This is a genomic window from Enterovibrio calviensis DSM 14347, assembly GCF_000621165.1.
GTDB lineage: Bacteria > Pseudomonadota > Gammaproteobacteria > Enterobacterales > Vibrionaceae > Enterovibrio > Enterovibrio calviensis.
Genome location: NZ_JHZA01000011.1, coordinates 88085 through 102237, shown reverse-complemented (window position 1 = coordinate 102237; position 14153 = coordinate 88085). Strand labels below are relative to the sequence as shown.

The following is a 14153-nucleotide window of genomic DNA, read 5'->3' as shown; positions in this document are numbered from 1 at the left end:
ATATGGGTTCAGTAACATGCAGACAAAAAGGAGTCACGGCATGCTTAACAACAAACAATCGGCTGTCACCGCTGAACAAGCGCTTCCAAACCGACTGACGGAAATTATTCCGGCTGAAACACATGCCGTCAATGGCGCGCCACTCAGTAAAGTTACCCCTGAGGGTCAAGGACAGATATTACTCGGAATGGGCTGCTTCTGGGGGGCTGAGCGTCTTTTTTGGAAACTAGACGGCGTATTGTCAACATCCGTCGGCTATAGCGGCGGATATACCGTCAACCCAACCTATCAAGACGTGTGTACCGCGCAAACTGGACATACCGAAATCGTCCAAGTGATTTACGATCCTAGCGTCGTATCCTTGGAAGCTATTCTGACACACTTTTGGCAAAGTCATGATCCCACGCAGGGAATGCGTCAGGGAAATGACGTTGGTACGCAATATCGTTCAGCCGTTTACTATTTCGATGATGCACAAAAAGCCGTCGCATTGGCAAGTAAAGCGGCCTATCAAGCCGCGCTAGTCGCAGCAGGAAAACCAACTGAAATCACGACAGAAATCGCTCAGGCAGGCCCGTATTACTTTGCGGAAACCTACCACCAGCAGTATCTTCACAAAAATCCGAATGGATACTGCGGCATCGGTGGCACAGGCGTTTGCTTGCCTCCATGGGAGCGTTAATCCATCGTTAGAATGGCTAGCCGCTAAAGCTTCGATCTTTACTAAAGCTTCGACCTTTAACGGCAGAAAGAAATAGCCGCTTAGAAACGCAAAACGCCCGTCATTGACGGGCGTTTTTTTAATTCGTGAGTAGGTGGCAAGTCGCTACGCTGCTGCAGCGGTCATCGCTCTGATCTCATTATTTACTTCAGTCATCACGCTCAGTGCTCGTTTGTCTTTTTTCTCTGGCGGCAACAATCTACCCCCATCAAACTCAAACGCACCGATGCCATCAATATAGAGTCTACCGCGAAAGAAACCTTTCACGTAACGGGCAACCTGACGCGGACGGTATTGATTAAAAATGCGCAGCATGAGTGAACTCCTCCATGTCAATATTATAAGACCTACATCGCACACCATTAGTTTCACCAACGGCTGACAAATTTACGATGCAATCTAAATGCCAAAAGTTCAGGGAACGCCATTAAAGACGTTGTCGGTATATTCAGGCAAGGTATCCCTATTTCTTACCATACCGAGAAAGCGTAGCTAAAAAAAATCAAATGACAACTTTAAGACACAGTGACGCAATAATGATTCATTTTAGCACATGGTAAATTTCCAATTTTGAGTGGTTGGATCTGTTATTGATACGGGAGAGCACCCTGTATCAGCTATAGTCAAAGTCCGAAACCTTTTAAAGATGAAGTACTTCAATGTCTGTTGCATCGGATGGAGTCGACAAATGACTGACCATTTCTGTCTGCTTTGCTGCTCCCCTAGACACAAAAACAAGCATTGAATGTCACATCTAAAGGCCTCTCGGTTAAATCACACACTAATAAATGGGGACATCACCTCTATGCGTTGTATTAAAACTCTTGCCTTAGCAACCGCTCTCATTTCAGGTTTCGCTTCGGCACATATCATTTCGAACGGCCAAACCGTGCCTTCAGCGACAGTTGAAAAGTACGGCGAGCTGACGCTAAACGGTGATAGCGTGGGCTATCAAACGTGGAACAGCAGCGCTCTCACAGGCAAAGTTCGTATCGTTCAAGCAATTGCGGGACGCAGCAGCTCAAAAGAGATGAATGCGCCGTTAGTTGAAGCGATTAAAGCAGCCGATTTCTCTAACGATACTTACCAAACCACGACCATCATCAACCAAGATGACGCCATTTGGGGCACGGGGGGATTCGTTAAATCATCCGCTGAGGACAGCAAAAAAGAATTTAGTTGGTCATCCATCGTTTTGGATGAAAGCGGCGCGGTGGCAAAAGCGTGGCGACTACAAGAAGAGAGTTCAACCATTGTAGTGATCGACGCGCAAGGCGTTGTCCGCTTCGTCAAAGAAGGGGCGCTGACGGATGCCGAAGTGACCCAAGTGATTGATTTAGTCAATAAGCTCATGCAGTGATCTTGCTCACCGCTTGAACGGAAAAAACCCGCCAATGGCGGGTTTTTTTAATGTTTTTCGATAACTAGCCGATAAACTGAGACAGATAGAGCAAAGTAATAATATAAAAAACGACAAGTAGGATATTCACAGAATTCATTTTGAACTTCTTCACTGCGATACTCCTCCCTGTTTAATCGACATTGTTAAATGTTAACAAATTTAAAGTTATTTTAACATAGTTGATTGTTTATCGACTTCGCTAAACCGTTGCTAAAACATTCATTTAACGCATGTATACGGACAACACTATGGCTGAGCCTAATAAAAATAGCGTGATTGAAGCTGTCATTGTCGAAGACAAAGGCACCAAACATTCCAGTCACACACAAAGTGGACAAGAGAGTCACATCAAATCCAGTCAGCACCGATTGGCTGCCATCGCCACGGCTCACCACATTGATGCAAAGTTGCACGAAATTGAGCACGATAGTCTCACGACTCGCGCTGCCTTTAGGCAACTGCAAATCAAACAGCAGCAACAGGCCAACCTCGAAAAAATCATCAAAGTGACACACGATCTTTGCCGAGATGAAACAGCCAGCTCACCGGATCCTGATTGGCTATATCGTTTCTTTGAAATGGCCAAAACCATCTATGGCGAAGGCATGCAGAACCTGTGGGCTCGGATCTTAAAACAAGAGATCCTCAAGCCTGGGAGTACGTCCCTCAAAGCATTAGCACTATTGGAAACCATGACACAGCGTGAAGCTCAAGCACTACAACGCGCTTGCTCTCTTGCCTGTACGTTTGGAAGCGATGGTGCCAATAAACTGATCACGGGTTTTCGTCACCCCGAAAGCGGGATGAAGAAATACTTTAAGCCGGATCTTGCCGAAAGGCTGGCATTGGGTAGTTTTAAGCTGCCGTTTACTGATTTGATGCTTTTGATGGATTTGGGACTCATATTGAGAACCGAATTGGAATCAGGCCAACTGGAGCCCACCTCTTCAGTACCGCTAAGTGGGCAAGGAAAGACGTTTATGATCACGCCGCTTCGAAAAAGCACGCGTATCTATTACTACCGCTTTAGTCCAACGGGCAATGAATTGGCAAAGTTGGTGGGGCAAAAAGCGCACCCAGAATATCTTGATGCGCTAATGGCGCTCTTGTCGCATGCGTTTTCCATCAACAGTGATACAGGTTCAACCGTTAACGAAAAAGCCTAGCGCCAAAAGTGCAATACCCGAATCAACCTCAAAATGCTGTCAGCGAAGATCGAGGATCTTTCTGAGAAGTGCTAACCCTGCATTTGAGGTGTTTCGGGCAATGGTTCGGGCAATGATGCGATCAGGCGATCACACCTTGTTTGCGTAAAGCACTGAGACACTGCTCAACAATCGCATCCACTTCATGCTGATCAGTATGAAGATGGATTTCAGGTTGCTCTGGCGCTTCATACGCAGAACTGATCCCCGTAAATGCTTTTATCTCTCCAGCACGCGCTTTCTTGTACAAACCTTTTGGATCGCGAGATTCACACACCTCTAGTGGCGTATCCACGTACACTTCGAAAAACTCACCATCGGGTAATAATTCACGAACCAATTGGCGCTCTTCACGAAACGGAGAAATAAACGCTGACAAGACGATCAGACCTGCATCAGTCATCAATTTTGCCACTTCACCCACTCGGCGAATGTTTTCACGACGATCATGATCAGAGAAACCCAGATCGCGGCATAATCCGTGACGAACATTGTCACCGTCTAACAGATACGTGTGATAACCCAGCTCTGCTAACTTATTCTCCAGCGCACCTGCGACCGTTGACTTACCTGAGCCAGAAAGCCCCGTAAACCATAACAGTGCCGGACGTTGCTTTTTCTGCTCGGCACGGAAATCTTTATCAATGGCATGGCGATGCCAAACCACGTTTTCATCCGTATGCTTCGAGTCCAAAGCACTCATAACTTTATCCTTGTTGTTTAAAATGGAAAAAATACAGGGATCAATCCCAGCACTAGCGCGGAGTAAACCAGTGATAATGGCAAACCGATGCGCAGGTAATCCGTCAATTGGTAATTACCCACACTGTAGACCAACAGATTGGTTTGATAACCATAAGGCGATATAAAGCTCGCACTCGCACCGAACAAGACTGCCATAATAAACGGCATTGGATCTACTCCATATCCGAGAGCGAGGCTATATCCGATAGGAAAGGCCAGTGCTGCCGCAGCATTATTGGTCACCAATTCGGTCAATACCAATGTCAGCAAATACGTCGCGATCAGTGCCCCGTAAACGCCCCAGCCGTTAAACCAAAAGATGAACAAGTCACCCATCTGTTCAGACAGCCCAGAGGTGATCATCAGTTGCGCCAAGCTCAGTGCGCTCCCCACAATCACAACAATCTCGGCTGGGAATCGACGCTTCAGCTCCACCAAGTTAACGACGCCCGTTAACAACAGCACGGTCAAATAGGCCGCCAAACCATTGAGCAGAGGTATCCAGTTCATGAGTGCAGAGCCAATCACGGTGGCGAAGCCAGCCAATACCCATGCACTCAGGGCTGAGTCCAGTCGAGCACTCGAGTCCAATCCATTGACCAAAACAAACTCACGCTGCAATCGCTGCTGCGCTTTGGCAAAGCCTTTACCCGGCACAATCACCAAGGTATCGCCCGCTTGCAAAGAGATATTGCCTAAGCCACCTTCGAGCTTTTCATGACCGCGACGAATTGCCACGACAACTGCATCAAAGTTTTCTCGAAACTTTGCCTCTTTGAGGGACTTGCCCAAAATAGACGCACTGTGGCTCACCACCAGTTCAAGCAAGTTCTGGCCATTAATATGGTGTTGGCCAAACAAGGCTAAACCTTCAATTTCTTGCAGTGTCGCAACGCTTTCTACATCACCACAAAATTGCAGCTTATCCCCTTCACGCATCACAGTGTCTGGGCAAACAGGCGCAATGATCTCTCCGTCTCGCACAATTTCAGCAAGAAACAGTCGGCGTAATGCTCGAAGTCCATTTTCAGACACTGAATTCCCCGCCAATGGCGAGCCTTTCGATACAACCGCTTCTAATACATAAGGCAAGTCATCATCGTTTTGATCGTCATGGTTAGGCAATAAATAGCAAAACGGGATCAATACCAGTAAACCACCCGCCAATACTGCAAGGCCAATCATGGATGGTGCAAAGAACCCCAACGACGGTAAGCCTGCATTTTCGACAAAGCTATTAATGATGAGGTTGGTCGAGGTACCAATGAGAGTCAGGGTGCCGCCAAGAATTGCCGCGTACGACAGGGGGATAAGAAGACGCGACGGCGCATGGCGGCGGTTTCGTTTTACTGCGCCAATCAATGACACCACGACTGCCGTGTTATTGGTGAAGGAGCTCAAGACCGCAGTGGAAAGCCCAAGCTTTGCCACCACGGTGCCCAAGCGACCGCTGGCGAGCTGTCCACTTACCCAACTCACCAATCGGGTTTTTTCTAACGCCGCTGACGCAAGGATCAGCATCACCAGTGTTAGCAAGGAACTGTTGGTGAAGTTCCCTGCCAACGCATCAATCGAGATCAATCCAGATTGAAACGCAATGAATGCCACCGCAGCGAATAAAATCGCAGGCTTAATCTTGGTCAGCACCAAGCCTGCGACAACCGCGAGCAGCAGACCCATCACCAGAGACTGATCCCAGCTCATGATGGGTTATCCAAGTAGCTTGCTGATATCGCGCGCATTCCAATGAGGGAAGTGCTTGCGAACCAGAGCATTGAACTCAACTTCGAACGCCGAAATATCGGTGCCTTGAACATTTGACGCCTGATCTTCAAGCAGCTCGTTGATCATGCCTGCGCCAACGGTCACGTTGGTCAAACGATCAATCACGATGAAGCCACCGGTGTCTGCACAATCTTGGTATAGATCGAGAGACACTGACTCTGTCAGTTCCACTTCACATTCGGCGATGCCGTTCAATGGCAGACTGTCAGTGTCAAAGGTTTCCAGCGAGTTAATGTCGACTTGGTGACGAATTTTGCTCACCGCACCCACAGTTTTCTTGCCCGCGACTTTAATATCGTATTGACGGCCAACCTCTAGCGGAGATTCATCCATCCATACAATGCTTGCCGCCAGTTTGCTTGTCGCTTTTTGCGTATCAGCAACAGGGACAATTAAATCACCACGGCTGCAATCAATCTCATCTTTCAATGTGATCGTCACCGCTTGGCCTGCATGGGCGAAATCAAGGTCGCCATCGAAGGTTACAATACGTTCAACCGTTGATGTCTTGCCTGATGGCAGCACTTTCACTTCATCACCCGGACGTACAGAGCCACCCGCGATGGTGCCAGAAAAACCACGGAAATCGAGGTTTGGACGATTCACATACTGCACTGGCAGACGGAATGGGCCTTGGTCTTTAACACTGGCAACATCCACGGTTTCCAGCATGGTCAACAGCGTGTCGCCTTGATACCAAGGAGATTGCGCGCTGCGCTCAACCACGTTGTCACCTTCAAGGGCAGACAAAGGAACAAGCTGGATGTTGATGTTCGAGTTCAGGTTCTTGGCAAACTCCAAGTACTCCGCTTTGATTTCTTCAAAGCGTGACTCTTCAAAGCCCACCAAGTCCATTTTGTTCACAGCAACGATGAACTGGCGAATGCCCAGTTGGCTCGCAATGTAGGAGTGACGACGAGTCTGATCCAACACGCCTTTACGCGCATCAATCAAGATCACAGCCAGATCACAGGTCGATGCACCGGTTGCCATGTTACGGGTGTATTGCTCATGCCCTGGGGTATCAGCAATGATGAATTTACGTGGACGCGTAGAGAAATAACGATACGCGACATCGATCGTGATCCCTTGCTCGCGCTCTGCTTGCAGGCCATCAACCAACAACGCCAAATCTGGCTTCTCACCCGTGGTGCCGACTTTCTGGCTGTCAGAGTGAATGGCTGCTAGCTGATCTTCATAAATCTGGTGAGAGTCATGCAGCAAGCGACCGATGAGGGTACTTTTACCATCATCCACCGAACCACAGGTTAGGAAACGCAACAGGGATTTATGCTGATGCTGTTCTAGGTAGGCCTCGATACCCATCTCGGCCACTTGTTGTTCAATTACGCTGTTCATGCTTAATCCCTTAGAAATATCCCTGACGTTTCTTCAATTCCATTGAACCAGACTGGTCGTGGTCAATGGCACGACCTTGGCGCTCACTTGAGGTCGCCACCAGCATTTCTTCAATGATGCCCGGCAAAGTATCTGCCGTGGATTCAACCGCACCCGTCAGTGGATAACAGCCAAGTGTTCTGAAGCGCACACTTTTATATTCAACTTTCTCGCCTTCACGCAGTTCCATACGGTCGTCATCAACCATGATGAGCATGCCATCGCGATCAACCACAGGGCGAATTTCAGACAAGTACAACGGCACGATATCGATGCCTTCAAGGTAGATGTATTGCCAGATATCCAGCTCGGTCCAGTTCGACAGTGGGAAAACACGGATGCTTTCGCCTTTGTTCACTTGGCCGTTGTAGGTGTGCCAAAGTTCAGGACGTTGATTTTTCGGATCCCAGCGGTGGTTCTTATCGCGGAAGCTATACACACGCTCTTTTGCGCGGCTCTTTTCTTCGTCACGACGTGCACCGCCGAACGCTGCATCAAACCCATACTTATCGAGCGCTTGCTTCAAACCTTGGGTTTTCATGATGTCCGTGTGTTTAGACGAACCATGCACAAACGGGCTACAGCCCATTGCGATACCTTCAGGGTTTTTATGAACCAGCAATTCAAAGCCGTACTTATCCGCGACCTGATCGCGGAACGTGATCATTTCCTTAAATTTCCAGTCAGTATCGACATGCAAAAGAGGAAACGGGATTTTGCCCGGATAAAACGCTTTACGTGCTAGGTGAAGCATCACAGAACTGTCTTTACCGATGGAATACATCATCACCGGATTATCAAATTCCGCCGCCACTTCACGAATGATATGGATACTTTCAGCCTCAAGTTGCTTGAGGTGGGTAAGGGTCTTGGCTTCCATTATGTGCTATTTCCTTAGCCTAAATTAACCACGGACGGTGCATGGATCTCACCAGCCGTATCGAAGGATTGCTTTCCAAACCAGGTCAACTGATCGGCAAGTTGAACCACTTCACCGACGACGATCAATGCAGGCGAGCCTACACCTTCCGCCAGTGACTCAAGTTCACTTAACGTTCCTTTGTAAATTTTCTGATTGGTACGAGTGCCGTTTTCTATGATTGCCACGGGCGTTTGAGGGTCACGCCCATGCTGAATTAATTGCTCTTGAATATGACCACTTTTCATCAGGCCCATGTAAATCACCAAGGTTTGACGACCGCGTGCCAGCGTAGCCCAGCGGAAACTGTCATCTTCTTTTTTCAGGTGACCAGTAATGAACATCGCTGTTTGAGCATGATCGCGATGGGTAAGAGGAATACCTGCATAGGCGGTTGCGCCTGCGGCTGCGGTAATGCCGGGTACCACTTGGAACGGCACCCCCGCTTCTTGAAGCACTTGAAGTTCTTCCCCGCCACGACCAAACATGAAAGGATCACCGCCTTTCAAGCGCACCACGCGGTGCCCTTTTTGTGCGTACTTCACCAACATGGCGTTAGTCTCTTCCTGAGACACGCTGTGGTAGCTCGCGCGTTTGCCAACACAAATCAGCTCCGCATCGCGGCGGCAAAGCTCCATGATTTCGTCAGACACCAAGTAGTCATATAATACCACATCAGCTTGTTGCATCAATTGCAGCGCACGCAGGGTCAACAAACCAGGGTCGCCTGGGCCTGCACCAATCAAGGCCACTTCACCTTGTAGTGATACACCCGTCGTCAATTTTTCTAGCTCAGCGTTGGCACCGTCTTCATCACCCGCTGCCACCAGTGAACTGAATCGTCCATCAAACGCCATTTCCCAGAACTTTCTACGTCCGTTCAAAGTGGTGACTTTCTTTTTCAAGGTGTCACGAAATTCGCCAGCAAGCTTTGCCATGCGGCCAACGTGAGAAGGAATCAGGGTTTCGAGCTTTTCGCGGAGTAGTCGCGCTAAAACAGGGGATTTACCGCCAGAGGAAATGGCAATAACAATAGGACTGCGATCAACGATAGAAGGGACAATAAAGCTGCACTTGGGCGTGTCATCAACAACATTGGCGAGAATATTACGCGCATTCGCCGCTTGAGAGACAAGTTCATTGACCAACGGGTTATCCGTTGCAGCGATCACCAAAAACATGGATTTAAGGTGTTCAGGCGAGAATCCTTCTTGCACCCAAGTCAACTCACCACGTGCTGCCGCTTCAGCGACTTCATGGTCTGCATCGGGCGACACAACGGTCACTGCTGCGCCAGCTTTCATCAACATGCGCGTTTTACGCCATGCGACTTCGCCGCCACCAACCACTAAACACGGTCGGCCTTCCAGCTTCGCAAAAATCGGCAAGTAATCCATAGTGAGCGTCCTTTCAATCCTTTGACTGTCACTATAAAGAGTTGCTGATATTACTTGAAATTCTAAAAATTCATTTTTTATAACATTTTGGTTATTTGACAGGTTTCTCAGGGTTAAAACAGCGAATGTGGCGAGATCACACGTTTCACGTTTTGTGACGCACAAAACGTGAGCACCATAAAATTAATTGAAAATCGAGATCACACTAATCGATGAAATGTAACCTTTCGAGTAGCCGACTATGCACAATATGCCCACATCCACTTCTTGCATATTAAAGAAGTCGGTAATGCCCCTTTGTCGTAGATCCTCAGGAGACACACATGACACTTTCACCTCGACCACTCTCGATTGCTGTTTTATCCGGCCTGCTCGTCATGGCAAGCCCAGCAATGGCAGAGACCATTAAGCTGCGTATCATCGAAACCACTGACATTCACACCAATGTGATGGATTACGATTATTACAAGGACAAGCCGAGTGAGAAAATCGGGTTAGTCCGCACAGCCACCTTGGTGAAAAAAGCCCAAGACGAAGTGAAGAACAGTGTGCTTGTGGACAATGGCGACCTGATTCAAGGAAGCCCAATGGGTGACTACATGGCAGCCAAAGGCATCGAGAAAGGGGAAGTTCACCCTGTCTACAAAGCCATGAACCAACTGAACTACGACGTGGGCAACATTGGTAACCATGAGTTCAACTACGGTCTCGACTTCCTCGACCGCACCCTAGAAGGCGCAAACTTCCCTTACGTGTCAGCGAACGTGTTCGACGCCAATACTGGTGAGTCTTACTTCACCCCATACATCATCAAAGAACACACCATGACGGACACCGATGGCAAAGCGCATCTGGTGAAAGTGGGTTATATCGGTTTTGTGCCACCACAAATCATGGTGTGGGATAAGAAAAACCTCGATGGCAAAGTGATAGCGAAAGACATCAAAGCCACCGCAGACAAGTTAGTGCCTGAGATGAAAGCCAAAGGCGCAGACGTGATTGTCGCCATTCCGCACTCAGGCTTGTCGCAAGACGAATATAAAGCCATGGCAGAAAACTCGGTCTACTACCTCGCCGACGTTGACGGCATTGATGCCATTGCCTTTGGTCACTCACACGCCGTATTCCCGGGCAAGGGCTTTGATGACATTCAAGGCGTCGACAACAAAAAAGGCACCATCAAAGGCGTGGCAGCAGTCATGCCGGGACGCTGGGGTAGCCATGTCGGCATCATGGATCTTCAGTTAGATAAACAAGGCGATGATTGGGAGGTGACCCCCGTACAAACCGAATCACGCCCAATCTTTGATGGCGAATCGATCGCCAAGGCTGATCCTGCAATGCGTAAGGCGCTAGAGCACGATCACAAGGCCACCCGTGAATTCGTCAACCAGCCTATTGGTCAAGCCAATGACGTGATGTACAGCTTCCTCTCGCTGGTACAAGACGACCCAACGGTTCAGATCGTCAACCTTGCGCAGAAAGATTACGTTGAGCGCTTCATTCAAGGCGATCCGGATCTTGAAGGCATTCCTGTCCTTTCGGCGGCTGCACCGTTTAAAGCTGGTGGCCGTAAAAACGACCCGGGCAACTACACCGAAGTTGAAGCCGGCGAACTGACGTTCCGTAACGCCGCTGACCTTTACCTTTACCCGAACACCTTGGTCACACTCAAAGTGACCGGTAAAGAAGTGAAAGAATGGCTAGAGTGCAGCGCAGGGCAATTTAACCAAATCGATCCAAACTCAACAGCGCAGCAATCGCTGATCAACTGGGACGGTTTCCGCACGTATAACTTTGATGTCATCGACGGCGTTAACTATCAAATCGATGTGACCCAGCCAGCTCGCTACGACAGTGATTGTAATCTGGTTAACCCAGACGCAGAGCGCATCAAGGCGCTGACTTTTAACGGCAAGCCTGTGCAATCAAGCCAGCCATTCTTGGTCGCAGCGAACAACTACCGCGCTTACTTGGGTAAATTCCCAGGAACGGGCAACGATTTCATTGCCTTTGCCTCGCCGGACGAAAACCGCACTGTGGTCGCCAACTACATCAGCAGTGTAACCAAAGAGAAAGGTGAAGTGACGCCAACCGCAGACAACAACTGGACGTTCGCGCCGATTGAAACTGACGCCAAGCTGGATGTGATTTTTGAAACCTCACCAAGCGACAAAGCGGCGCAATTCATCAAAGCCAAAGGGCATTATCCAATGGAGAAAGTGGGTAACGATGATGTGGGCTTTGCCCAGTACAGAATTGACCTTAAAAATAATTAACAGACTGTTAACACAGTGTTTAATTATTGAAAAAGAGCAAAATTAAGACAAAAAAACCGCGGCCTTGGTCGCGGTTTTTCATTATCTTGGCAAGTAGTAATGCGCTAAGTGAACTACAAACAAAGATAGCCCAAGAAAAAATAAAAAACTTTATCGATTTTATTAGGACAAAAAGCCCATGCAATGGATAAGCCTGACCTTTGGTCAGTTGTCTACGCGCCAACTATACGATTTGCTTCGGTTACGTACCGATGTCTTCGTGGTTGAGCAAAACTGCCCGTACCCTGAACTTGATGGTCACGACCTACATCCCGAAACCCGACATTTGCTAGGCTATCGTGATGATAAGATGACCGCCTATGCACGCGTATTGCCTGCAGGGCTAACATACTCTGAAATCAGTATTGGACGTGTAGTTACAGCCAATACTGAGCGTGGAAATGGCTGTGGTAACGAATTGGTGCGCCAAGCCATTATTGAAGCCCATGATGCTTGGCCAGAAGCGCCGATCACCATTGGCGCTCAATACCATTTGCGAGAGTTTTACCGTCGACACGGCTTTGAGGAAGTTTCGGAGCAATACCTCGAAGACGGGATACCGCATATCGACATGCGCAGAGCAGAAACAAAAACGGCTGCGTAATGCAGCCGTTCGTATCGGAATGTCGATTTAGGGTAAGCCGTTATTTACGGCGGGCAAAGCTGCCGTCTGACAATCTAAAGAAAATCACTGACTGCACGCCTGCGCTTTCAATTTGAATGATATCGAGATCGCCCTGTGTGTCTCGCTTAAAGCGCAGCAACTGGCCCGGTTGAATTTGGCTCAGTGGCTTATCGTCACCTTCAATCGCAGATATCGCGTACAAATCCTTTAGCGGTAGGTTTTGCGTTCGGAAAATGTTCGACAAGGTGTCACCACGAGCCACCTCATAGTTCACCCAATCCGTATCAATGGTTTGTGGCGCAACCACTGGCGTTGATGTTCGATCAAAATCAGTGTCTTCAGAAGCCGTATTGTTCGAGTTCTCAGTCGATCGAGGTTCATCTAGGTTCAACGGCACAGCAACACGCTGCCCATCAAGGTTCACCGTAGGTTGTTGAGACGGCTCACTGGATGGCCACAGCAGCAATAAAACCAGCAATACAGCCAGTGCTGACACACCGATTCGATGCGGCTTTGGTAGCGCCAGCCAATAGGGCTTCACTCGATCTAACACTGGACGCAACCCAGCAATTACTTTTTCACGCGCTTGTTTGATCACCTCGCCCAGAGGCGGCGTGGTGGTTTCCTTTTGGTTTTCGCGCTTTCCTTTCAAGGTCATCACCTCTCCCAATTTCCTCATCGGGTTTCGTCCAATATGCTAAGAATGCTTGCGCACATAGTAGACTCACAATATCAGCAAAATGTCAGCACCATCACGTTGAATTCACGCACAATGCTGAACAATCCAAAAGTCTTGACGCCTATATCGCCACACGAATCTTGCTGATAGTGACACTGTCCGGCATTTTTCAACCAGATTCAAGTAACGCGATTTGTCCCGAGCTACCCCCACCTGTTATCCTTTCACACTTTAAACCTAAACGCGGTGGGGATGTCATATTTCACCCGTGGTTTGGATGTATACCCGAGTAACCTCAAAATTAAAGAGAGACGACATGTCTGAAGTAAAACTAGAGACCGTAGAACAAAAAGCAAGCTATGGCATTGGCCTACAAATGGGTCAGCAACTGGCTGGAAGCGGTCTGGAAGGACTGAACGTTGACGCTATCGCAAAAGGTATCGCAACTGCTCTAGCTGGCGACATGCCTGCTATCGAAGTTGACGAGATCAACAATGCACTGCGTGAACTGCACACTCAAGCAGAAGCAGTACGTCAAGAAGCAGCGAAAGAAGCAGCAGCTGGCGGCGAAGCATTCCTTGCTGAAAACGCAAAGCGTGACGAAGTGACTGTGACTGATTCTGGTCTTCAGTACGAAGTTCTTGTTGAAGGTACTGGCGAAATCCCTACCAGCGACAAGCAAGTACGTGTTCACTACCACGGCATGCTGACTGACGGCACTGTGTTTGATAGCTCTGTAGAGCGCGGTCAACCTGCTCAGTTCCCAGTAACTGGCGTTATCCAAGGTTGGGTTGAAGCACTGCAAATGATGCCTGTTGGTTCTAAGTGGAAGTTGTCTATCCCACAAGACCTAGCATACGGCGAGCGCGGCGCTGGCGCTGCTATCCCACCATTTGCTGCTCTAGTATTCGAAGTGGAATTGCTAGAAATTCTGTAATTTCAGCGCATTTTCTGCATGCA

General features: G+C 48.6%; 13 protein-coding genes. 6 read left to right on the top strand and 7 right to left on the bottom strand.

Annotated elements, in window-relative coordinates; genetic code table 11:
- Nucleotides 1-40 precede the first annotated feature (40 nt).
- Nucleotides 41-682 carry a peptide-methionine (S)-S-oxide reductase MsrA gene (gene msrA / locus Q365_RS0111645; protein ID WP_028023505.1) on the top strand — a complete coding sequence of 214 codons (642 nt, stop codon included), beginning with the start codon at nucleotides 41-43 and terminating at the stop codon, nucleotides 680-682.
- Between the two features lie 144 nt (nucleotides 683-826).
- On the opposite strand, the gene Q365_RS0111640 is transcribed toward msrA, so the two are convergent.
- Nucleotides 827-1036: a DUF1107 domain-containing protein gene (locus tag Q365_RS0111640; RefSeq protein ID WP_028023504.1), complete on the bottom strand. Its 210-nt coding sequence runs from the start codon at nucleotides 1034-1036 to the stop codon at nucleotides 827-829.
- Between the two features lie 490 nt (nucleotides 1037-1526).
- Here Q365_RS0111640 and Q365_RS0111635 point away from each other — a divergent pair, with 490 nt between their 5' ends.
- Both Q365_RS0111635 and Q365_RS0111630 read left to right on the top strand, forming a co-directional pair.
- Complete coding sequence (locus Q365_RS0111635) at nucleotides 1527-2081, top strand: YtfJ family protein (protein ID WP_028023503.1); 555 nt, start codon at nucleotides 1527-1529, stop codon at nucleotides 2079-2081.
- 290 nt (nucleotides 2082-2371) lie between these two features.
- Nucleotides 2372-3289: a TIGR03899 family protein gene (locus tag Q365_RS0111630; protein ID WP_028023502.1), complete on the top strand. Its 918-nt coding sequence runs from the start codon at nucleotides 2372-2374 to the stop codon at nucleotides 3287-3289.
- Nucleotides 3290-3410: 121 nt separating this feature from the next.
- On the opposite strand, the gene cysC is transcribed toward Q365_RS0111630, so the two are convergent.
- The 5 genes from cysC to cysG are packed head-to-tail and all read right to left on the bottom strand — an operon-like array spanning nucleotide 3411 to nucleotide 9571.
- On the bottom strand, nucleotides 3411-4031 hold the full coding sequence (gene cysC, locus Q365_RS0111625) for an adenylyl-sulfate kinase (RefSeq protein ID WP_028023501.1): 621 nt from the start codon (nucleotides 4029-4031) through the stop codon (nucleotides 3411-3413).
- A 17-nt stretch (nucleotides 4032-4048) separates the two neighbouring features.
- Nucleotides 4049-5776, bottom strand: coding sequence for an SLC13 family permease (locus tag Q365_RS0111620; RefSeq protein WP_028023500.1), 1728 nt, complete (start codon nucleotides 5774-5776; stop codon nucleotides 4049-4051).
- Between the two features lie 6 nt (nucleotides 5777-5782).
- Nucleotides 5783-7216 (bottom strand): sulfate adenylyltransferase subunit CysN, encoded by a 1434-nt coding sequence (gene cysN / locus Q365_RS0111615; RefSeq protein WP_028023499.1) that lies wholly within the window; start codon nucleotides 7214-7216, stop codon nucleotides 5783-5785.
- A 10-nt stretch (nucleotides 7217-7226) separates the two neighbouring features.
- A complete protein-coding gene (gene cysD, locus Q365_RS0111610; RefSeq protein ID WP_028023498.1) occupies nucleotides 7227-8135 on the bottom strand; it encodes a sulfate adenylyltransferase subunit CysD in 909 nt (302 codons plus the stop codon).
- A 14-nt stretch (nucleotides 8136-8149) separates the two neighbouring features.
- Nucleotides 8150-9571: a siroheme synthase CysG gene (cysG, locus tag Q365_RS0111605; protein WP_028023497.1), complete on the bottom strand. Its 1422-nt coding sequence runs from the start codon at nucleotides 9569-9571 to the stop codon at nucleotides 8150-8152.
- A gap of 323 nt (nucleotides 9572-9894) precedes the next feature.
- Here cysG and Q365_RS0111600 point away from each other — a divergent pair, with 323 nt between their 5' ends.
- Nucleotides 9895-11850 (top strand): bifunctional 2',3'-cyclic-nucleotide 2'-phosphodiesterase/3'-nucleotidase, encoded by a 1956-nt coding sequence (locus Q365_RS0111600; protein ID WP_028023496.1) that lies wholly within the window; start codon nucleotides 9895-9897, stop codon nucleotides 11848-11850.
- Between the two features lie 178 nt (nucleotides 11851-12028).
- Entirely contained in the window at nucleotides 12029-12493 is a 465-nt protein-coding gene (locus Q365_RS0111595) for a GNAT family N-acetyltransferase (RefSeq protein WP_028023495.1), read from the top strand.
- Nucleotides 12494-12533: 40 nt separating this feature from the next.
- Here Q365_RS0111595 and Q365_RS0111590 read toward each other — a convergent pair whose 3' ends face one another.
- Nucleotides 12534-13172: a LysM-like peptidoglycan-binding domain-containing protein gene (locus tag Q365_RS0111590; protein ID WP_028023494.1), complete on the bottom strand. Its 639-nt coding sequence runs from the start codon at nucleotides 13170-13172 to the stop codon at nucleotides 12534-12536.
- A 337-nt stretch (nucleotides 13173-13509) separates the two neighbouring features.
- On the opposite strand from Q365_RS0111590, the gene Q365_RS0111585 reads away from it, so the two are divergent.
- Nucleotides 13510-14130, top strand: coding sequence for an FKBP-type peptidyl-prolyl cis-trans isomerase (locus Q365_RS0111585; RefSeq protein WP_028023493.1), 621 nt, complete (start codon nucleotides 13510-13512; stop codon nucleotides 14128-14130).
- Nucleotides 14131-14153 lie beyond the last annotated feature (23 nt).